Origin of the sequence: Methylobacterium sp. E-005 (assembly GCF_022829725.1) — a bacterium.
GTDB lineage: Bacteria > Pseudomonadota > Alphaproteobacteria > Rhizobiales > Beijerinckiaceae > Methylobacterium.
Map to the genome: position 1 here is coordinate 42296 of NZ_JAKSYG010000217.1, position 19832 is coordinate 62127.

The 19832-nt window shown below is 68.9% G+C and carries 19 protein-coding genes; 11 read left to right on the forward strand and 8 right to left on the reverse strand.

Annotated elements, in window-relative coordinates:
- Positions 1–129: 129 nt before the first annotated feature.
- Complete coding sequence (locus MKK88_RS25580) at positions 130–477, forward strand: hypothetical protein (protein WP_244004795.1); 348 nt, start codon at positions 130–132, stop codon at positions 475–477.
- Between the two features lie 15 nt (positions 478–492).
- Here MKK88_RS25580 and MKK88_RS25585 read toward each other — a convergent pair whose 3' ends face one another.
- Positions 493–1005 (reverse strand): CreA family protein, encoded by a 513-nt coding sequence (locus MKK88_RS25585; RefSeq protein ID WP_244004797.1) that lies wholly within the window; start codon positions 1003–1005, stop codon positions 493–495.
- A 158-nt stretch (positions 1006–1163) separates the two neighbouring features.
- Between MKK88_RS25585 and MKK88_RS25590 the strand changes: the two genes are divergently transcribed.
- From MKK88_RS25590 to MKK88_RS25610, 5 genes are all read left to right on the forward strand, one after another.
- Positions 1164–2234 carry a DUF2865 domain-containing protein gene (locus MKK88_RS25590; protein ID WP_244004799.1) on the forward strand — a complete coding sequence of 357 codons (1071 nt, stop codon included), beginning with the start codon at positions 1164–1166 and terminating at the stop codon, positions 2232–2234.
- Between the two features lie 68 nt (positions 2235–2302).
- The gene (locus MKK88_RS34330; protein ID WP_244004802.1) at positions 2303–4393 is read left to right on the forward strand and encodes an OmpA family protein; all 2091 of its coding nucleotides are present in this window, start codon (positions 2303–2305) and stop codon (positions 4391–4393) included.
- A gap of 91 nt (positions 4394–4484) precedes the next feature.
- Entirely contained in the window at positions 4485–5693 is a 1209-nt protein-coding gene (locus tag MKK88_RS25600; RefSeq protein ID WP_244004804.1) for an MFS transporter, read from the forward strand.
- Between the two features lie 15 nt (positions 5694–5708).
- Positions 5709–6476, forward strand: coding sequence for a class I SAM-dependent methyltransferase (locus tag MKK88_RS25605; RefSeq protein ID WP_244004806.1), 768 nt, complete (start codon positions 5709–5711; stop codon positions 6474–6476).
- 107 nt (positions 6477–6583) lie between these two features.
- Positions 6584–7870, forward strand: coding sequence for a hemolysin family protein (locus MKK88_RS25610; RefSeq protein ID WP_244004939.1), 1287 nt, complete (start codon positions 6584–6586; stop codon positions 7868–7870).
- Position 7871: 1 nt separating this feature from the next.
- Here the strand turns inward: MKK88_RS25610 and gltX are convergent, their stop codons facing one another.
- A complete protein-coding gene (gltX, locus tag MKK88_RS25615; RefSeq protein ID WP_244004808.1) occupies positions 7872–9212 on the reverse strand; it encodes a glutamate--tRNA ligase in 1341 nt (446 codons plus the stop codon).
- A gap of 154 nt (positions 9213–9366) precedes the next feature.
- Between gltX and MKK88_RS25620 the strand changes: the two genes are divergently transcribed.
- Positions 9367–10644 (forward strand): NAD(P)/FAD-dependent oxidoreductase, encoded by a 1278-nt coding sequence (locus MKK88_RS25620; protein ID WP_244004810.1) that lies wholly within the window; start codon positions 9367–9369, stop codon positions 10642–10644.
- Positions 10645–10647: 3 nt separating this feature from the next.
- Here MKK88_RS25620 and MKK88_RS25625 read toward each other — a convergent pair whose 3' ends face one another.
- Positions 10648–11118 carry a hypothetical protein gene (locus MKK88_RS25625; protein ID WP_244004812.1) on the reverse strand — a complete coding sequence of 157 codons (471 nt, stop codon included), beginning with the start codon at positions 11116–11118 and terminating at the stop codon, positions 10648–10650.
- Positions 11118–11531, reverse strand: coding sequence for a collagen-like protein (locus MKK88_RS25630; RefSeq protein ID WP_244004814.1), 414 nt, complete (start codon positions 11529–11531; stop codon positions 11118–11120). The genes MKK88_RS25625 and MKK88_RS25630 overlap by 1 nt, the downstream gene beginning before the upstream one ends.
- Before the next feature lie 227 nt (positions 11532–11758).
- On the opposite strand from MKK88_RS25630, the gene MKK88_RS25635 reads away from it, so the two are divergent.
- From MKK88_RS25635 to MKK88_RS25645, 3 genes are read left to right on the forward strand one after another with little or no spacing between them, the layout of a single operon-like run.
- Entirely contained in the window at positions 11759–12376 is a 618-nt protein-coding gene (locus MKK88_RS25635; protein WP_244004816.1) for a TadE/TadG family type IV pilus assembly protein, read from the forward strand.
- Complete coding sequence (locus MKK88_RS25640; RefSeq protein ID WP_244004818.1) at positions 12370–13017, forward strand: TadE/TadG family type IV pilus assembly protein; 648 nt, start codon at positions 12370–12372, stop codon at positions 13015–13017. Before MKK88_RS25635 ends, MKK88_RS25640 begins: the two co-directional genes overlap by 7 nt.
- The gene (locus MKK88_RS25645; RefSeq protein ID WP_244004820.1) at positions 13001–14734 is read left to right on the forward strand and encodes a pilus assembly protein TadG-related protein; all 1734 of its coding nucleotides are present in this window, start codon (positions 13001–13003) and stop codon (positions 14732–14734) included. Before MKK88_RS25640 ends, MKK88_RS25645 begins: the two co-directional genes overlap by 17 nt.
- A 142-nt stretch (positions 14735–14876) precedes the next feature.
- Here MKK88_RS25645 and dksA read toward each other — a convergent pair whose 3' ends face one another.
- From dksA to MKK88_RS25660, 3 genes are all read right to left on the reverse strand, one after another.
- Positions 14877–15296 (reverse strand): RNA polymerase-binding protein DksA, encoded by a 420-nt coding sequence (dksA, locus tag MKK88_RS25650; protein ID WP_010683819.1) that lies wholly within the window; start codon positions 15294–15296, stop codon positions 14877–14879.
- 173 nt (positions 15297–15469) lie between these two features.
- Positions 15470–16486, reverse strand: coding sequence for a hypothetical protein (locus tag MKK88_RS25655; RefSeq protein ID WP_244004822.1), 1017 nt, complete (start codon positions 16484–16486; stop codon positions 15470–15472).
- 2 nt (positions 16487–16488) lie between these two features.
- Positions 16489–17862, reverse strand: a complete 1374-nt coding sequence (locus MKK88_RS25660) for an MBOAT family O-acyltransferase (RefSeq protein ID WP_244004824.1) — start codon at positions 17860–17862, stop codon at positions 16489–16491.
- A 411-nt stretch (positions 17863–18273) separates the two neighbouring features.
- On the opposite strand from MKK88_RS25660, the gene MKK88_RS25665 reads away from it, so the two are divergent.
- Positions 18274–18561, forward strand: a complete 288-nt coding sequence (locus MKK88_RS25665; protein ID WP_244004825.1) for a hypothetical protein — start codon at positions 18274–18276, stop codon at positions 18559–18561.
- Between the two features lie 5 nt (positions 18562–18566).
- On the opposite strand, the gene MKK88_RS25670 is transcribed toward MKK88_RS25665, so the two are convergent.
- Positions 18567–19814 (reverse strand): Hsp70 family protein, encoded by a 1248-nt coding sequence (locus MKK88_RS25670; RefSeq protein WP_244004828.1) that lies wholly within the window; start codon positions 19812–19814, stop codon positions 18567–18569.
- Between the last annotated feature and the right edge of the window lie 18 nt (positions 19815–19832).

Below are 19832 nucleotides of genomic sequence, written 5' to 3' on the forward strand. Positions count from 1 at the left end.
GGGCTAACCCAAAAGCGTGAGGAATTCGAGAAGGCCTCTGCGCCTCGCGGGTAAGTCTTCCTTAACCGCGCCGTCGGACCGTCCGGGCTACGAACCTCACGCCGCAGTTCCTGTTCTCAAGGACCCTCAATGCGACGCTCGGCCGCCGGTATCCTCGCCCTCGCCACCGCCCTCGCCACCGCCGGCCTCGCGCATACAGCGCTGGCTGGCAGCGACGGAGAGACGCCCGCGAAGGCGCCGAGCCACGTCGAGAAGACGTTCCTCATCCCGTCGAGCGATGGCTACGGCGTGGGCGAGTGCCTGACGACGCCTGGAAGCAGCTGCGGCCAGGTCGTCGCCAACGCGTGGTGCGAAGCCCAGGGCTACGCGGCCGCCAATTCCTACGGCGTCGCCGCCGCCGACGAATATACAGGCGCCATCAGCCAGCCGGTCCCGGCGCCGATCGAGCGGCCGATCCGCATCACCTGCCAGGACTGACCGGCCGCGCCGGCCCTATTTCATGGCGTCGGCACATTTTGGCGCCGGGTCGGTTCCCCAGGGGGCGATCGGCACCGCCGAGGTCGAGTTCTTCGGCGAGCCTTGGATGACCTTGTCGGAATAGACCATGTAGATCAGCGTGTTGCGCCGTGCGTCGCACCCGCGAACGATCTGCATCGACTTGAAGATCAGCGAGCGCCGCTCGCTGAACACCACCTCGCCCTGGCTCAGCTTGCCCTTGAAGGCGACCGGCCCGGTCTGACGGCAGGCCAGCGAGATGTCCGAGACATCCTCGGCCAGACCCAGCGTGCCCTTGATCCCGCCCTTCTCGGGCTGCGTGTACCAGCACGCCACGCCTGCCACCGCCGGATCGTCGATGCCGTAGACGACCAGCTTGTCGTTCGGCGTCAGCGGGCGCCAGACCGTCGATTTGTCGAAGATCCGGTCCGGCTCCTGGGCCACGACGGGTGCGGCTGCAGCCAGCCCAAGCGCCAGAACGCCAACATAGGTGAGACTCCGAAACCACATCGCCGGCCAATTCCCCCTCAAGCTTGCGGATAGGATGTAGGAGGGGTGTCGCCGTCCTGCGAGGGGGCGTAGGATCGTGATGCTTCGGCCCCGAAGCGCGGATGCGCGCCGCCCGGCCTCTTCGGAGCGGAGCGTACCCGGCCAACGCGATGCAGCCTATGCCTCACCGTCCGATCGTCCGTTCGCTCGGCCGCGTCATCCTGAGCGCGGCCCTCGCCCTCGGACTCATCAGCGCCTTCAAGGTGCAGGCCAACGCGCAGGAAACGCCGACGGAGCTGCAGGCCGCCGAGGGTCGGCCGGCGCCGCAGGTGCCCTCGCCCCAGTGCCGACGCTACCGGGCCGAGCTCGCATCGCTTCAGACCGGCGCCAGCACGACGCGGGCGCTCAACGACGAGATCGGCCGGCTCGAGGCCTATTACCGCGGTCTCAACTGCACGGAAAAGTTCCTGTTCTTCGATACCCGCCCGCCGCAATGCGGCGCCGTGGAGCAGCGGATCCGCGCCCTCAAGGCGACCTATGGCGGCGCCGTGCTCGACGATAGTGGGACGCGCAGGCGCGAGCTGCAGAGCCTCGTCGCCTCCACCTGCCCGGCGCGGGAAACCTATGCGGCGAGCGGCGAGTCCTACGCCCTGGGCGGCCCGCAGATGGTCTGCGTGCGGACCTGCGACGGCGGCTTCTTCCCGATGCGCAACCTGCCCGAAGGGCGCGGCGGCGCGGACGAGATGTGTCAGGCGCTCTGCCCCGGCGCCGAGGCGCAGGCCTATTCGATGCCCTACGGCGACGATGCCCTGAAGCACGCCGCCACGGTGAAGGGCAGCCGCGCCTATACGAGCCTCGCCAACGCCTTCAAATTCCGCAAGGAATTCGTCCCGAACTGTTCCTGCAAGCCCGAGGGCAAGACCTGGGCGCAATCGCTGGTCAAGGCCGAGAGCATGCTGGTCCGGCACAAGGGCGACATCTTCGTGACGCCGATGCAGGCCGAGGCCCTCTCGCGCCCGAAGGTGCGGCTGACGCTGGTCGGCCGGGCCGACCGGACCGCGGCGGAACTGGCCGCCGACGCCGCCGGACGCGCCGGAGTTGGAGCCAGGGGCGAGGTCGAGGGCGCCGACGCCAACAGGAGCAGGGGCGGTCCGGAGGACACGCCGACCGGCTCCGTGAAGCCTGATCACGTGGCCGTGCGCATCATTGCCCCGAACGTGATCGCCGTTCCCCAGCGTCTGACGCCGTAGCGCACGAGCGCGAGGAACCATTCGCGGCGTTCCGTGTTCGGCTCGGCCTGAACCGACACGAGGCCTTGATGCGGCTACTGCGACTGCTTCTCTTGACCGGCACTGTTCTGCCGGCGCTGATGTCCCTTCAGCCAGCCGACGCGTCGCCAGGGCGGATCCTGCTGGCGCAGGGCGGCCCGGAAGACCGTGGGCCCCGGGGTGGCGAGCCTCCGCATGGCGGCCCGCGGCCGGAACACCCACCGCAGGAAAGGCCTGGCCCTCCCCCCGGGCCGCCGGCGGGCCGCGAGCGGCCGGAGCCGCGCCCGGAACGGGCCGCACCACCGCCGCGGGAGCGTCCGGAACCCCCGGCCCAACGCCAAGCCGAGCCGCCGCAGCGGGAGCGCGCGCCCGAGCGCCGCCCCGAACCGCAGGCACCGCGTCCGCCGAACCAGGAACGGCCGGATGCACGTCCGGATCCCCGGCCCGACCGTCAGGAGCAGCGGCCGGAGCGTCAGGGACAGCGGCCGCCGGATGCCCGTCCCGATCGACAGGATCGTCAGCCCGACCGCGAGGATCGTCAGCTCAATCGACCCGCTCCTGACCGGAACGGTGGTCCCGGTGCCCAGCCCCGGCCAGGCGGCGAACGGCCAGCCGCACCGCCGCCACAAACACCCGAGCGTGACCGCCGCGCCCCCGATGCGGATCGCCCGACCGCCCCGCAGGGCGGCCCGGGTCGGCTCGATCAGCGCCCCGAGAACCAGCGCGATCGCCGTCCGCAGCCGGGCCCTGGCCCGGCAGGCGGCGAGCCCGGCCGTCCCGCACCGCCCGACGCGGCGCCGGGAGCACCGGAACGGCCGACGCCCCGTCAGAATCTGCAGCGCCAGGATCTTCAGCGCCAGGATCTTCAGCGCCATAATCTTCAGCGCCAGGATGTGCAGCCCACCGACCGTCCTCGACCAGAGGGTGGACCCGGCGCGGAGCCGGGCCGTCCCGCTCCGCCCAACATGGCCCCCGGCGTGCCGGGGCGGCCGTTTGAGCGCCAGGACGTCCAGCCCGATGGTCGGCCGCAGCCCAACGCCGGCCCCGGCGCGCAACCGGGCCGCCCCCTGCCGCCCAACATGGCACCGGGCGTTCCAGGGCGTCCATTCCAGGCGCCGGGCCAAACGGGCGGCCCCGGCACGGGAGCCGGCAACGGCGCATTCAGCGCGCCCGGCCAGCCGGGATACGTGCCGGGCGGTTTCCGGCAGGATGACAACGTTCGGAGCTTCGAGCAGGTGGTGCGCGACCGGCGCGAGTATAACGAGGACGGTCGGACCTACTATCGGGAACCCGGGCGCATCATCGTGCGCGACCGCGACACCTACCTGATCCGTCACGACGAGAATGAGCGCTTCCGCTACCTCGACCCGCGTGGCTACCGCTCCGTGCAGCAAGGCGCCGACTTCTACAGCTACCTCGACCGGCCCGGCGGCGAGCAGGTCGTCACCGTGACCGGCGATGACGGGCGGATGCTGCGCCGATATCTCCGGTATCGCGACGGCCGCGAGCTCGTGCTGATCGACAACACCTATGCGGGTCCGATCCGGCCGATCTACGAGGACGTGGTGGTGCTCCCGCCTCCGGATATCCGGATCCCGCCGGACCGCTACATCGTGGATTATGCACAGGCGGATGAGGGTGAGGTCTACGCGGCGCTGACGGCGCCGCCGGTGGTCGCCGTCGATCGTCGCTACACGCTCGATCAGATCCGCTACAGCCCGGATCTCCGCGCCCGGATGCGTTCGATCGACATCAACACGATCACCTTCGAAACGGGCTCGTTCACGGTGACGCCAGACCAGGCGCAGAAGCTGTCGGTGATCGCCGCCGCGATGAACCGCGCCATCCGGGCCAATCCTCTGGAAGTGTTCCTGATCGAGGGCTTCACGGACGCGGTCGGCTCTGCGATCGACAACCTCTCCCTCTCGGACCGGCGTGCCCAATCGGTCGCGACCGTCCTCACGCAGCAGTTCCAGGTGCCGCCGGAGAACCTGACGACCCAGGGCTACGGTGAGCAGTACCTCAAGGTGAACACGCAGGGCCCGTCGCGGGAGAACCGCCGCGTCGTGGTCCAGCGGATCACGCCACTGCTCCAGCAAGGTCAGGGACAGGTCGCACCACCCCCGCCTCCGCCGCGCTGATACCATCGCCGCGCAGGGAGACCCTGCGCGGCGGTTGACGGGTCTGCCGCATCATCGCACCACCGCGTGGGGACGGTTGCTCGGGACGGCGATGGATACCGAAACGGACGGGCGGCTGATCCGATCGGGCACGCCGGTTTTCCGACGCACGGCGCTGGCACTGGCGGCCGCGGGGTTCTCGACCTTCGCGGTGCTCTACGCGGTGCAGCCCCTGCTGCCGATCTACGCCGCCGATTTTCACGTCTCTCCCGCCGAGAGCAGCCTCGCTTTGTCGCTGCCCTGCGGTCTGCTGGCGGTGGCGCTCTTGGTCGTCAGCCCCCTATCCGAGATCTGGGGCCGCAAGCCGGTGATGCTGGCCTCGCTGCTGGCCTCCGCGCTGCTCACGATCGTGGCGTCCATCGTCCCGGGCTGGCACGGCTTCCTGGCCCTGCGCGCCCTGACCGGGCTCACGGCGAGCGGCCTGCCCGCTGTCGCCATGGCTTATCTTGCCGAGGAGATGGACGCGCAGGCCATCGGCTTATCCATGGGCCTGCTCGTCGGCGGCAACGCGCTCGGCGGCATGTCCGGCCGGCTGATCAGCGGAGTCATGGCCGACCATGTCGGCTGGCGGATCGGGCTGGCGACCATCGGTGTGCTGGCGCTGGTCGCGGCCCTTGCCTTCTACCGCTGGCTGCCGCCATCGCGCAGCTTCACGGCCCGCCGGATGGCGTGGGGCGAGGTGCCGGGCAGCTTCGGCCACCATTTCAAGGATGCCGGCCTGCCCTGGCTGTTCGTTGAGGCGTTCCTGCTGATGGGTGGGTTCGTCTGCGTCTACAACTACATCGGCTTTCGCCTGCTCGATCCGCCCTTCTCGCTCAGCCAGACGGTGATCGGGCTGATCTTTTCCGTCTACCTCGCCGGGATGGTGAGCAGCCCCGTCGCCGGTGAACTCGCGAGCCGGTACGGCCGGCGGCGGGTGCTCTGGCTCGCCACGGCGCTGGGTCTCGCCGGGATCCTCATGACCCTGTCCGATCGCATCCTGCTGATTGTTCTTGGGATCGTGGTGATGACGGTGGGCTTCTTCGGAGCACACTCGGTCGCGAGCAGCTGGGTTGGCCGGCGGGCGCGGCGCGACCGGGCTCAGGCTTCCTCGATCTACCTGGGCCTGTACTATCTGGGCTCTTCAGTACTCGGCACGGCCGGCGGCTGGTTCTTCGCTCATTGGGGCTGGACCGGCGTGGTGCTGTTCGTGGGCGGCCTCTACGGGCTGGCGCTGGCCGTGGCGCTGCGGCTATCCCGCCTGGAGCCCCTGCGGGCCTGATTTGGGGATAGATCCATGACCGGGCGCAGCCACGCCAACCACGTCGTCGACCAGTTCGGAGCGCAGGCCGCCGCCTATGTGACGAGCGCAGTCCATGCGGGCGGTGCCGATCTCGACCGAATCGGCACCCTGGTTCGCGCGCTCCCCGCAGCGCGGGCGCTCGATCTCGGCTGCGGCGGCGGCCATGTCGCCTTCGCGGCGGCTGCGGCCGGCGCGGTGGTCACCGCCTACGATCTCTCGGCCGCGATGCTCAGCGCCGTCGCTGCCGAGGCCAGCCGACGCGGGCTCGACCGGATCGAGACGCGCCACGGTGCCGCCGAGACGTTGCCCTTCGCGGATGCGAGCTTCGACGCGGTGCTCACCCGGTTCAGCGCCCATCATTGGCGCGACGTGCCGGCCGCCCTCGCGGAGGCCCGGCGGGTGTTGAAGCCCAACGGCCTGCTCGTCGCCTGCGACGCAATTGCACCGGAGGATCCGCTGCTGGACACGCACCTCCAGGCCGTGGAACTGCTGCGGGATCCCTCCCACGTGCGCGATTACCGGCTCTCGGAATGGCGCGCCATGCTGGAGGCTGCAGGCTTCACGCCCGGCGCCGTCCTGGCGAGCCGCCCGCGCATGGAATTCACGAGCTGGATCGCCCGCATGCGCACGCCGCCGACCCATGTCGCGGCGATCCGGGCGCTGCAGGCCGCAGCTGCCGCCGAGGTCGTGGGGCATTTCCGCATCGAGCCCGATGGCAGCTTCCTGCTCGATTCGGCGCTGATCGAGGCGCGCCCGCGCTGAACCGGGGCTTGGCTGTTGCGACGGGGGTGCCATGCTCCCATGTTGCATTCCCGCGCAACCAGAGGGAGCCGACCCCGCCCAGCGGGACCACGGCTCGATGATCCGGCCTGATCGAGCTTATCACCGTCGTCGTGCTGATCGTGCTGAACGGCGTGTTCTCCCTCTCGGAGCTGGCCCTCGTCTCGGCGCGCAAGAGCCGGTTGCGGGCGCTGGCCGCGGAGCGTCGCGCCGGCGCGAAAGCCGCGCTGGCGCTGGCCGAGGAGCCAGGGCGCTTCCTGTCGACCGTACAGATCGGCATCACGCTGATCGGCATCCTGTCGGGCGTGGTCTCGGGCGCTGCGCTGGGCGACCGGCTGGCGGTGATCCTGATCGATCTTGGCCTGCCGCGGGGTTGGGCCGACACGCTGGGCTACAGCCTCGTGATCGGCGTGATCACCTACCTGTCGGTGATCATCGGCGAATTGGTGCCTAAGCATATCGCCCTGCGCAATCCCGAGGGCATCGCCTGCGCGGTGGCGCCCGGTATGCGTGTGGTCTCGAAGGTGGCGCTCCCCGCCGTCTGGCTGCTCGACGCCTCGACCCGCGCCGTGTTCCGCCTGATCGGCCAGGAGACCGAGAGCGCCAGCGCGGTCACCGAGGAGGAGATCCGCAGCCTCGTGGCCGAGGCGGAGACGGCCGGCGTGATCGAAGGGGACGAGCGGGCGATGATCTCCGGCGTTCTGCGGCTCGGCGACCGGCTGGTTCGCGGCGTCATGACTCCGCGCACGGATGTGGTTTGGATCGACCTCGCCGATGATCCCGAAACCATCCGGGCCCGGGTGCTGACGAGCACCCATGCGAGGCTGCCGGTCGCCGAGGGCGGCCCCGACGCGATGATCGGCGTGCTTCAGGTACGCGATCTGATCGGTCCCCTGTCGCGGGGTGACCCCCTCGACATGCGCGCGCATCTGCGGCGCGCACCGGTCTTGCCCGACACGCTCGACGCGCTCGATGCCCTGAACGTCCTGCGTAACGCGCCCGTGCCGATGGCGCTGGTCCACGACGAGTACGGCCATTTCGACGGGCTTGTGACGCCCGCCGACATCCTCGATGCCATCGCAGGTGCGTTCCCCTCCGAGCAGACAGAGCCCGACGCGGTGCGCCGATCGGACGGCTCCTGGCTGATCGCGGGCTCGATGCCGGCTGACGAACTGGCCGACCAACTGGGCCTGAGGCTCCCGCCATCGCGCGATTACGCCACCGCCGCCGGTCTCGTTATTGCGACGCTCCAGCGCCTTCCGGAGACCGGCGAGACCTGCACGATCGCAGGCTGGCGGTTCGAGGTGGTGGATCTCGACGGACGACGCGTCGACAAATTGCTGGCCACACGGCTGGAAGCGGCTGAAGCGGAGTAGCTCACGCCGCCTCGCCTGCCAGCCGCCGCACGACGCGTTCGCGACCGATCAACGGCAGAAGGCCAGCGAGGTCGGGCCCGTGCTCCAGCCCGGTGAGGGCGAGCCGGAGTGGCATGAACAGGCCCCGGCCCTTCGCCCCGGTGCGAGTCCGGATCTCGGTCGTCCACGCCTTCCAGGTCTCGGGGCCGAACGGTTCCGGCGGCAGGCTTTCTCGAGCCGCCTCGATAACCGGAGGCTCGGTCAGGACCGGCTCGACCGGACCGGCGACGACCCGCCACCACTCGGCCGCCTCGGCGACTTTGGTGAGATTGGCCTGCACCGCCAACCAGAACGGCTCCGCGCGATCCGCCGCAACGCCGAGCGCCGCCAGACGGTCGGCCACCTCCGCATACGGCATGGCGTGGACAAGGCGCGCGTTGAGCCCATCGAGCTCCGCCGTATCGAACCGCGCCGGCGCCCGCGAAATCTCGGCGAGGTCGATCAGGCCGGCCAGCGTGTCGAGATCGGCCACCGCCCGCACGGCTTCGGCAGAGCCCGTGAGCACGGCGAGCGAGCGCACCGCAGCGGGCTCGTAGCCGGCCTCGCGCAATCCGCGCAGCGACAGGTGGCCGAGGCGCTTCGAGAGTCCCTCCCCGTCCGCGGTGGTGAGCAGGTTGTGATGGCCGAAGATCGGCACGGCGGCGCCCAGCGCCTCGAAGATCTGCACCTGCACGCCGGTGTTGGTGACATGGTCCTCGCCCCGGATCACGTGGGTGATGCCGAGATCGGCATCATCCACCACGGAGGGCAGCGTGTAGAGGTAGCTGCCATCGGCGCGGATCAGCACCGGGTCGGACAGGGACGCGCAATCGACATGGGCCGGCCCGCGCACGAGGTCGTCCCAGGTGACGGTCCGGGCCTCCAGCAGGAAGCGCCAGTGCGGCCGGCGGCCCTCCGCCTCGAGGGCGGCGCGCTCCTCGCCGGTGAGCTTGAGGGAAGCCCGATCGTAGATCGGCGGCTGGCCGCGTCCGAGTTGGCGCCTGCGACGGCGCTCCAGTTCCTCCTGCGTCTCGTAGCAGGGATAGAGCCGTCCTGCCGCGCGCAGGCGATCGGCCGCGGCGTCGTGCTCCGCCTTCCGGTCACTCTGCCGGGCGAAGAGGTCGGGCTCGATGCCGAGCCACGCGAGATCTTCTTGGATCGCCTGGGCGAAGGTCTCGGTCGAGCGCTCCGCATCGGTGTCGTCGAGGCGCAGCAGGAAACGGCCGCCGGTCCTGCGGGCGAACAGCGCGTTCAGAAGAGCCGGCCGGGCATTGCCGATATGGAGGTAGCCGGTCGGTGACGGGGCGAAGCGGACGAGGGTCATGATCCGCTCCATACCCGATCTTCGGCCCGATGGGCGCAGGACTTCACAGCCTTTGCTGCCCGTCCGGCTCATGGCGGCCCACCGGGAAGTCGCTACCCAGGGTCGTGGAAACCGGTCAGAAGGCTCGGCTTGACGCGGCGCGGGACACGGTTCGATGGCGACGGACGAGACGGCCGATATCGTGGTGATCGGCGGCGGGATGGTGGGCCTTGCCAGCGCGATCGCGCTCAGGGATCGTGGCCTCGACGTGGTCCTGTGCGACCCCGGCGAGGCCCGGGCTCGTACCTCCTACGGCAATGCCGGCGTGATCAGCCGGGGCTCGATCCTCCCGATGTCGAGCCCGGCCCTGTGGGGTAAGCTCCCGGCCTACCTGCGCAACGCCGACCGGGGCCTGCGTTTGAACTACAAGCATCTGCCGCGGATCCTGCCCTACGCGGCGCATTTCCTGGCGAGCGCCCGCACCGCCCGGTGGCGTCGCGCCGCGGAAGCGCTGCTGCCCCTGACGAGTGCCGCCTACCCGGCGCATGAGCGCCTCGCGGCCCGCGCCGGCACGACCGAGCGGCTGCAGCGGACCGGGTGGCTGAAGGCCTACCGCACCGAAGCGGCCTTCGCGGCTGCGGCCCTGGAACGCGAGATCCTGGCCGGGCATGGCCTGGCCTTCGACATCCTCGATACGGCGGCCCTGCGCGATCTGGAGCCGGCCCTGGTGCGGCCCTACGCCAAAGCGATGCTGCTCACCGAAACCGGCTCCGTGCGCGAGCCGGGCCGCCTCGTCGAGGCCTGCGAGACACTGTTTTCCGGGCTCGGGGGACGCCGCCTGCGCGGCAGCGTCGCGCGGCTCGCACCGGATTCCGACGGTTGGCGTGTCGATCTGGACGCCGGCGCCGTCCGGGCCCGTCAAGTGGTGCTGGCGGCGGGCGCCGCCTCGGGGGCGATCGCGCGGATGCTGGGCTATCGCTTCGCGGTGGCGGCTGAGCGCGGCTATCACCGTCACTACGCCCTGCACCCGGAGAGCCCGCCGCTGACCCGGCCGGTGCTCGACACCGGCGCCGGCTCGATCCTGTCGCCGATGGGAGACCATCGCGTGCGCGTTCTATCAGGCGTAGAACTCAACGCCCGGCACGCCGCCCCCGATCATACCCAGATCGAAGCAGCCTGCCAGGAGGCCGCCGGGACCCTCAGGTTGGGCGGCACCCTCGACAACGAGCCGTGGCTCGGGTCCCGTCCCTCGACGCCGGACGGGATGCCGGTGATCGGCCCGGCGCCCCGACACGAGGGATTGTTCTTCGCCTTCGGCCACGGCCATATCGGCCTCTCCACCGGCCCGATCACCGGTGAGATCGTGGCCGATCTCGCCACCGGCCGGAACCCGACGGTGCCGGTGGCGGCCTTCGCGCCGGAGCGGCTGCTGCGCTGGCCGCGGCTGCTTTGACTCTTAGCGCCAGTCGTAAGGGTTGTATGGATCCAGCGCCGCCTGGATCTTCCGCAGGATCGCGGGTTGATGCTGAAGGTCGACCTCGCGGGCCAATGCCCGCAAGAAGGCGCGCGGCCCGTGTTCGAGATCGCGGGTGAGGCCATCGTAGCGGTCGGACGGCTCGACATGGGGTGGATTGACGGCGACCCGGTAGGCGAGCCCGCAGGCCGGCGGATCGATCCCCAGCCGGTAGCAGATCCGCACCCGCGCGAAGGGCGCCTCCGGGCGATAATCGACGCGATAGCCGCCGAGGCTGAAGGCTCCGCCGGTCACGCGCTCGGCGTAGGCGAGGGTCTGAGCCACGGTGGCGAACCCGGTGGTGCGGCGGTCGCGCACGAGGTCGATCGCCGCGCGCTCGCTCGGCACGACCGATTGCGCGCAAGCGGCGGTCGAGACCAGCGCGGTCAGAAAAGCGGGGACCAGGGCTCTCATCACGGCTTCTTCATGCAGACCGCGACAGGCTGGGCATCTTTGGCGGCCTTCGCGATCATGTCGAGGCAGCCGACCGTGGCAACGCCATCCGTGACGGTGACGGACGGCAGGACCGCCATGCCTCGGCAATAGGCGCCGATCAACTCTTCGTCGCGGCGGCACGCCACATCCAGCCGGATCTGGCTGTTCACGGCCGGGCCTGAAGCCCCCGCGGGGCCGGCCGGGCCCCGTTCGCCCGAAGGGCCGCGTTCACCCGTCGCCCCGTTCAGGCCGGCTGTTCCCTGCGGGCCGGGCGGCCCCTGATCGCCCTTGGGGCCGGGCGGGCCGGCGGGCCCGGGCTTCGCCGCGTCACAGCCGGCGAGCGCCAGCACCGCGATCGCGCCAGACACGATCGCGGTCAGAGGCAACTTCATGGGGATCTCCGGCTCAGCCTGAGCAGAGAAGTGGTGCAGGCCGCCAGGGCGTCAATCGCAGGCGCATACCCGCACCATGCGGTGTGACGGACCCGGCAGCGTCGAAATAAACGTCGGACCGGCAGGGTCTGAATAAGCGAATTAAGTCTTTGGTAAAAGCTCGCTTCTACGCAACTTGTAGCGCGTATTGTCCTCGTAATTCGCCCGGGATGAACGACCAAGCACCAATGTTTCTCGGCAGCCACAGGACGTTCGGTCGACATCTGGCGCGTCTCCGCCGCGACGCCGATGGGGCGGCGGCGGTGGAGTTCGCCCTGGTGTCGCTGCCCTTCCTCGCGTTGTGCGGGGCGATCTTTCAGGTGGCGTTCCAGATCTGGGCTACGCAGAACTTCGATCGAGCCCTGCAGAATGCCGTCCGCACAATCTTCACCGGGCAATTCCAGCAGGCGAATGTGGGGCAGACCGACCCGTCCAAGCTCCTGGCAGCCCTCAAGACGACGATGTGCGGGCCGGCCAACGCCACCATCGTCAACATCTTCAACTGCCAAGCGGTGAAGATCGATGTGGCGACGGCCAGCACATTCTCGGACGCCGCGCCTTCGACCCCGGTCAACACGACCACGGGGACCTGGGATACCAATTTCGGCACGCGATACGCCTGCGCCGCGCCCGGCACGATCGTCATCGTGACCGCGGCCGTGCAATTCCCGACGTTCTTCAATCTCATGGGCCTCAGCACCCGGAAATTCACGACGGGAAGCGAAGCCGGATCGAGCCTGCTGATGTCGACCGCCGTGTTCCGCACGGAACCGTATCAAACCAGCGGGGGCACGCCCCCGTGTTGAGCCGCCTCGCCCGCAAAGCTCGGCATCTGCGGCGCGACCGCCGCGCCACGGCCGCGGTCGAGTTCGCCGTCATCCTGCCGGTCCTGCTGGCGATCTGGGCCGGTATGACGGAGCTGGCACATGCCATCGACGAGTGGCGCAAGCTGACGCTGCTCGCCCGCACCGTCGCCGATCTGACCGCGCAGGGTGATGCGAAGAACCCGGTCGCGACGACCGTGATGAGTGATATCTTCGCCTCGGCGACCGCGGTCATGCGCCCGTTCAACACCGGCGCCGTGAAGATCGTGGTCAGCGCGATGGGCGTCGGCGTCACGGGGTCGACCACGATCCCGACCGTCTGCTCGAGCTACGCCAATGGCAACGCCGTTGCCCGCAGCACCGGTCTGGCGAGCGGCCTCACGGTGCCGCCCGGCTATCAGACTGTGGGCATGCGCTACGTCCTGGCCGAGGTCAGCATCAGCTATACGCCGATGATCGGCAGCGCCCTTGTGAAGCTCGCCAAGGGCTTAAGCGGCACGATCACCTTCTCGAGCATCGCGCCGTGGCCGACACGGGGCGGGAAAACCTACGGGAACAACATCTACACCGAAGTGGTGTTGCCCGGCACGAACGCGGCGGCGTGTGATGGCTCGACTCCGTAAGCGCATCCGCCGCCTCGCGCGGGATCGTCGCGGCAACGTGGCGCTGCTGTTCGCCTTTCTCAGCATACCGATGCTGATGATGGGCGGTGCGGCCATCGACTACGGCTTCGCGACCCGCCTCGAGACGAAGCTCCAGGCCGCGACGGATTCGACGGCGCTGCTGCTCTGCCAGACGCCATCGACCGCGACGTCGGCCGACCTGAACACCCTGGCCCAGACGACGATGACCGGCGCCATGGGCACAACAAATCTCGTGGTCGATCCGCTGACCATCACCAGCAACCCGCGCCAGATCACCCTGACCGCTCATAAGGTGTCGACGACCTTCTTCGGGAAGCTGACCGGAACCACCCGCATCAATCCAGGCGCCACATCGCAATGCGCCACGCCGCTTCCGAAGACCTTCGAGATCGCGCTCGTGCTCGACAACACCGGCTCGATGGCTGAATCGAGCGGCGGACAATCGAAGCTGCAGGCGGTGCAGCAGGCGGCGACGAACTTCGTCAATTATGTCTACACCAACAGCTCGTTCAGCAGCGCCACCCGGATCTCGATCGTACCCTTTGCCGGGGCCGTGGCGGTAAATCCGACGACCTATCAGAACGCCAGCTGGATCGATCAGAACGGGCAATCGAGCCTGCACTGGACCAACGTGCTCTCGCCGAGCGGATCGAATTTCACGAGCCGGTTCGACATCTTCAGGAAGCTCAAGAGCAGCAGCGGCAACAGCAGCTGGGGCTGGGGCGGATGCCTCGAAATGCTACCCTACCCCCTGAACACCCAGGACAGCGCCCCGACCTCCGGAAATAAGGATTCCTACTACGTCCCGCTCTTCGCACCCGACGAGCCGGGCGATGCGAGCAGCACGTATCGCGGCTACACCGACAGCACCGGTACGTATTACTCGTACAACAGCTACATCGACGACGACAACAGCACCAATTACGGATCGTGCGCGATCAACAAATCCCTGTCGTACGATGCCTCGTTGGGCCGGGCGTGCAAGTACGTGATCCCGCTCAACGCCACATCCAGCACCTACGTCGGAATTCCGAACGGCCCGAATTTCGGTTGCACGACGCAGCCGCTCCTGCCGCTGACCACCGATCAGACGGCGCTCAAGACCCTCATCAACAACATGGCGCCGCTCGGATCGACCAACATCTTCGAGGGGCTCATGTGGGGCTGGCGGACGCTCTCGCCGAAGAGTGTCTTCTCAAGCGCCTACGCATCCATCAATCCAGCCACAAGCCCACCGGCCAGCTATACGGCGACGTCCAGTTCGTCGAATGCCTCTTCGATCAACAAGATCATTATTCTGATGACCGACGGTACGAACAGCTGGACGGCCAACCCGAACGCCCCGACCGGATCGCTGTATTTCGCCGCCGGCTATTTTCAGAACGCCAACCAGTCGAGCGCCAATCCGCGTATGCCGCCGGCGCCCTACCAGAACGTCTCGGACTCCAACAGCGCCCGGGCCGCCCTCGATGCACTGACTGCGACGGCCTGCACCAATGCGAAGGCGGTCAATATCTCGATCTACACGATCGGTTTCAGCATCCCGACCGACCCGATCGATTCGGCGGGTCAGACGCTGCTGAAGAACTGCGCCTCGTCGGCAAGCCAATTCTTCATCGCGAACAACTCCAACGACCTGATCTCCGCCTTCCAGAAGATTCAGGCGAGCATCGGCGCGCTCCGTCTGACGCAGTGAGACGATCGGATTGAAGCCTCTCCGATGAGAATGGGCGCCCGCTTCCGACTGGTGCCCGAGTTTCCCGCGTGACGCACGGACGAGCGTCACGCCCGACAGGCAGTGCCCATCTGCAACAGGTCATGCGCCGAGGGCAGCGGCCTCAATCGTCCCGATAGACCCGCTCGCGCCGTTCATGCCGCTCCTGGGCTTCCAACGACAGGGTCGCGATCGGCCGCGCATCGAGGCGACGAAGGGAGATCGGCTCGCCGGTCTCCTCGCAGAAGCCGTAGGAGCCGTCCTCCAGCCGGGCGAGCGCCGCGTCGATCTTACCGGTGAGCTTGCGCTGGCGGTCCCGCGCCCGCAGCTCGATCGCCCGGTCTGTCTCCGACGAGGCCCGGTCGGCGAGGTCGGGATGGTTCTCGTTCTCGCTCTGGAGCGCGACCAGGGTATCCTGCGCCTCGCGCAGGATGTCGTTCTTCCAGCTCAGCAACTTGCGCCGGAAATACTCGCGCTGCCGGTCGTTCATGAAGGGCTCGTCGTCGGACGGGACGTAGCCGTCCTCCAGCGTCACCTTCGCCATGCGTCACCCTCGCTGGAATCGAGCCGCCCACCAGGGGATGGCCGGTGCGCGGCGATAACGTGAGGTGCCGTATAGTCGAGGTGGTCTACCACGACAACGCGCCCTGGACCGACGCCTCTAAAGCGTCGTCACCGCACTGCCGCGTGCGGCAATCCGGTCACGGTACAGAGCATTTACTTTGTCAGCTGTGTCCGGAGGCGAACAATCGCGTCGGCGAGTTCCGTCGTCAGACTTCGGGCGAGCGGCAGCCGGTAGTGGGTTTGATCGAAAAACAGATCGGGATTGGCTGACTGGGGGCGCCCGTCGCGCCAATCCACCACCGTGCTCAATGGGTGCGTTGCCAGCGCAGCACGGACCTCTGAGCGGCAGGCGGCCTCTGCCACAGCCCGGGGGCTGCCGGCCGGGGGCTCGGATCTCGCATAGACCGGGGGAAACACGACCACCACCGGCGTCTGCGCCGGCACCCGACCGAGTTCAGCGCGCAACCGGCCGGCGATCGGGAACGGGCCGCCGTGGTGCGGTTCCGGCGCGGGCCCGACGGGCTTCTCCAGGGCCGCCTTCTTGGCAGGGTCGATGCCGAAGCCCTGGCTCAGGTAGTTGCGCTCGTAATCCCACCAGCCGTCGGCCGCAGCCGTCTTGTGGTGCGGATTCAGCAGCCAGCCAAGGCGGTTAATCGTCTCCTGCGCGGCCGGGAAGCGGATGAGTCCCTTGAGGTAGTCGGGCCAGTCTCCGAGCAGCCAGAAGGGAAACCCGTGCTCGCTCGGGAAGGTGGGCTCGTCCGCGCACCAGAAGGCGTCGGCCGAGAGCACGAGGGCGGCGGGCCGGGCATGGTGCTGCAGATACCAGTCGAGCACCGCGAATTGCTCCATGGGGCCGGTCGCCGGCACCGAGAGCTGGACGAACGGGATGCCGGTGAGCCGGGTCAGCGCCGCCGGCTCGATGAGCTGGATGTGCGAATTGCCGATCACCGCCCCCGTGTAAGCGGGATCGCGCCCGCGCACGGCCGAGGCGGTGCGCGGGCCCTGCGGCCGGACGGCACCGCGGGACAGCAGCGTCGAGCGGCCCGTGTCGTAGGGATCGACCAGCACCGCGAGGGCCAGATAGGCCACGAAGATGCCGGCCACCGACAGCAGCAGGAGGCGGGCGAAGCCGCGCCAGGTCCGGTTTGGGCTGCGTGGGGTTGCCGTCATCCTCAGAACTGGAAGTAGATGAACTCGTAGTTCGCATCGTCGCCGATTTTCAGCAGGACGAGGACGAACAGGAGCGCGAAGCCGAAGGCGAGCCAGCGCCGGGGCGGCAGCCGGTGGACCGCGTCCCAGGCCGTCGGCCCGACCGTGGCCACGAGGGCGGCGACCGCGATCGTGCGCCACTTGAAACCCGACCCCTTCGGGGCGAACCCGAACAGGCCCTTGAACACGATGAGCGCGGCGTCAAAACTCGTCGCGCGGAACATCACCCAGGTCAGCATCACGAACAGGCTGGTCAGCAGCCAGCCGACCGGCGCCGGGATCGCGATTCGCGCGCGTCGTGCCAGCACGCCGGCCCCGAGTCCGATCCCGTGCAGCCCACCCCAGACCAGGAAGGTCGGGCCGGCCCCATGCCAGAGGCCGCCCAGCGTCATGGTGGCGGCGAGCGCCCCGACCTGCCGCGTCAGCCCGTGCCGGTTTCCACCCATCGGAATGTAGAGGTAGTCGCGCAGGAAGCGCGACAGGGTCATGTGCCAGCGCCGCCAGAAGTCGCGCAGCGACGTAGCGCGATAAGGCGCGTCGAAGTTCTGCGGCAGCACGAGGCCGAACAGCAGCGCGATGCCGAGCGCCATGTCGGTGTATCCGGAGAAATCGAAATAGATCTGGAAGGTGAAGCCGAGCGTGGCCTGCCACGCCTCGGCGATCGTGACGGCCTTGCCGGCGGCGGCGGCCTGAAACACCGGGTTCACGTAGGCCGCGAGCGGATCGCCAAGGAACACCTTCTTGGCGAGGCCGACCGCCAGCAGCATCAGACCGCGGCTGAACCGCTCGGCGGCGTCGGGCCGCGCATAGGGCGCCTCCTCGAACTGGTGCATGATCTCGCTCCAGCGCACGAGCGGGCCGGCGAGAACCTGCGGGAAGAAGGCGATGTAGAGGGCGTATTTCACGAGCCCGAAGGCCGGCGCCCGACCGGCCCGCAGGTCGGCGAGATACATGATGTGATGGAAGGTGAAGAACGAGATGCCGAGCGGCAGGGCGAGACCCAGCCGCGGGGCCTCCAGGCCTGGGATCAGGTTGGCAAGGTCGGCCGCAAAGTCGAGATATTTGAACACGCCGAGGAGCGCGAGGTTGGCGGCGATGGCTGCCGGGATCAGCCAGCGCCCAGGCCAGCGGCGGTAGAGGCGCGCCACGCACCAATTCGTCAGGATCGAGCCGGCGAGGAGCGGCACGAAGCGGATGTCCCACCAGCCATAGAACACGAAGGACAGGCCGACGAGCAACGGCAGGCGCCAGCCCGGCGCGGCCCGCGCCACGAGGGCGTGCAGGATCAGGGCGGCCGGCAGGAAGGCGAGGAGGAAGACGAAGGAGTTGAACAGCATCGGGCGAGGTGGCGAACCGGATGGGCCGCCAATGTCTCCGATCGGAAGCGGCCCGCCTTGTCGGGGATCGGGGGCGAGCCGTCAATCGGCGCTTGGCAGGCAACGGCCGGTCGTTCCAGTGAACCGACGTCAGCGGTGCTGCTTCCTGGAGAAGCGGTCGTGACCGTCACCACATTGTCCAGCCGGGCGTTTCAACAGAATGCCCGCCATGCCCGGAAGGCTGCCGAGAGCACACCGGTCTTCATCATGCGGCGTGGCGCGCCCGTACAGGTACTCCCGAGTCTTGAGAAGTATGAGCGGGATGCCGGGCAGCGCCGGAACATCGTCGAGGCCCTCCCGTGCCCCCGGCCTCTCCGATATCGCTCTCGATAGCCCGCGTGCGGGCGGATGTTCGCGACCGTCGGATGTCTCGTGACCTTCCTGCTCGACACGAACGACGTATCCGAGTTGCGCACGTGGATGGACAGCGACATCCTGCCGGAATTCGCCGCACGGGTTCTCCCCGTCGACGCCGCAGGCGCCCTATGCTGCGCAGGGTTGCACGCGCCCGATCCAGGGCCGGGGCGGGATGCCCTCATCGCGGCGACCGCCATGGTGCATGCGATGACGGCCGTCACCCGCAACAGCGCCGACTTCGTGCCGACCGGGGTGCGAATCGTGAAGCCGTGGCAGGTTGCCAGCTCAACCCCGAGGGGTTGAGCGATTCACACCCCACGCCGCGCCGCCTCGATCGTCAATCCCAACCCGACCGAGCCGAAGATGTCGCCCTCCACCACCCGGGCGGACGGCAGGACCGCGGTCAGCGCAGCGCGCAGATGCGGCAGGCCGGTCGAGCCGCCGGTGAGGAACAGGGCGTCGATTCGCTCCGCCGCCAGCTCGGCCTGCGCGAAGCAGCGGCCGATCCTTGTCGCCACGGCCCGGGCGAGGTCACTCGTCTGATCGGCCAGCGTCCCGCGATCGAGACGTGCCGCAAGCCCGCGCTCGATCAAGTCGAGATCAAGGTCGGCCTCGCCACGCTCCGACGCGGCAATCTTCGCGCCTTCCACCGCCCCCGCCAGGGCATGGCCGCGCTCGCCTTCCACCGCGGCGTGCAACCGTCCGACGAGATCGGGCCGGGCGCAGTCGCGGATCACCTCGTCGATCTCGCGCAGGGTCTTGGGATTGTAGAGGCGGTTGATCGCCGACCATGTCGCGAGGTCGTGATAATAGGCATTCGGCACCGCGAGGTCCCCCCGGCGCATCGGGCTGCCGAGGCCCAGGAGCGGCATGACCGTGCCGAGGCTGAGCTGCCGATCGAAATCGGTGCCGCCGATGCGCACGCCGTCATTGGCCAGGATGTCGCCGGCCCGGTCAGGCTTTCCCCGGCGCTCCGGCGACAGGCGCACGATCGAGAAGTCCGAGGTCCCGCCGCCGATATCGGCCACCAGGGCGATTTCTTCCGACCGGACCTGCCGCTCGTAGTCGAGGGCCGCGGCGATGGGCTCGTACTGGAATGCGACCTCCCGGAAGCCGACATCGCGGGCGATCTCACGGAGCGTGTCCTCGGCACGTCGGTCGGCCTCCGGGTCACCATCGACGAAATGGACCGGACGGCCATGGACCACGGTGTCCAGCGTCTGGCCGCTGGCCGCCTCGGCCCGCGCTTTCACCTCCATGAGGTAGCGGGCGATGATGTCGCGCAGGCGCAGGCGCTGGCGGCCGACCGGGGTCGCCTCATCCATCAGCGGCGTGCCGAGCACCGATTTCAGGCCGCGCATCAGCCGCCCGGAGTGACCCTCGACATAGGCGGCCGTGGCGGCGCGGCCGATCACCGGCTCCCGGCCGAGTTCGAAGAAGATCGCGCTGGGAATCGTCCGATGGGATCCTTCCAGCGGCAGCAGGGTCGGTCCTTCGGGGCCGAGATGCCCGAGGGTGGTGTTCGACGTGCCGAAATCGAGGCCGCAGGCCGCCATCGTGTCGTGGGTCCGGAT

Bases quoted from the DNA above. Each gene is read 5' to 3' on its own strand.
- MKK88_RS25580 (WP_244004795.1), top strand. From the start codon at position 130: ATGCGACGCTCGGCCGCCGGTATCCTCGCCCTCGCCACCGCCCTCGCC.
- MKK88_RS25585 (WP_244004797.1), bottom strand. From the start codon at position 1,005: ATGTGGTTTCGGAGTCTCACCTATGTTGGCGTTCTGGCGCTTGGGCTG.
- MKK88_RS25590 (WP_244004799.1), top strand. From the start codon at position 1,164: ATGCCTCACCGTCCGATCGTCCGTTCGCTCGGCCGCGTCATCCTGAGC.
- MKK88_RS34330 (WP_244004802.1), top strand. From the start codon at position 2,303: ATGCGGCTACTGCGACTGCTTCTCTTGACCGGCACTGTTCTGCCGGCG.
- MKK88_RS25600 (WP_244004804.1), top strand. From the start codon at position 4,485: ATGGATACCGAAACGGACGGGCGGCTGATCCGATCGGGCACGCCGGTT.
- MKK88_RS25605 (WP_244004806.1), top strand. From the start codon at position 5,709: ATGACCGGGCGCAGCCACGCCAACCACGTCGTCGACCAGTTCGGAGCG.
- gltX (WP_244004808.1), bottom strand. From the start codon at position 9,212: ATGACCCTCGTCCGCTTCGCCCCGTCACCGACCGGCTACCTCCATATC.
- MKK88_RS25620 (WP_244004810.1), top strand. From the start codon at position 9,367: ATGGCGACGGACGAGACGGCCGATATCGTGGTGATCGGCGGCGGGATG.
- MKK88_RS25625 (WP_244004812.1), bottom strand. From the start codon at position 11,118: ATGAGAGCCCTGGTCCCCGCTTTTCTGACCGCGCTGGTCTCGACCGCC.
- MKK88_RS25630 (WP_244004814.1), bottom strand. From the start codon at position 11,531: ATGAAGTTGCCTCTGACCGCGATCGTGTCTGGCGCGATCGCGGTGCTG.
- MKK88_RS25635 (WP_244004816.1), top strand. From the start codon at position 11,759: ATGTTTCTCGGCAGCCACAGGACGTTCGGTCGACATCTGGCGCGTCTC.
- MKK88_RS25645 (WP_244004820.1), top strand. From the start codon at position 13,001: ATGGCTCGACTCCGTAAGCGCATCCGCCGCCTCGCGCGGGATCGTCGC.
- dksA (WP_010683819.1), bottom strand. From the start codon at position 15,296: ATGGCGAAGGTGACGCTGGAGGACGGCTACGTCCCGTCCGACGACGAG.
- MKK88_RS25655 (WP_244004822.1), bottom strand. From the start codon at position 16,486: ATGACGGCAACCCCACGCAGCCCAAACCGGACCTGGCGCGGCTTCGCC.
- MKK88_RS25660 (WP_244004824.1), bottom strand. From the start codon at position 17,862: ATGCTGTTCAACTCCTTCGTCTTCCTCCTCGCCTTCCTGCCGGCCGCC.
- MKK88_RS25670 (WP_244004828.1), bottom strand. From the start codon at position 19,814: ATGGCGGCCTGCGGCCTCGATTTCGGCACGTCGAACACCACCCTCGGG.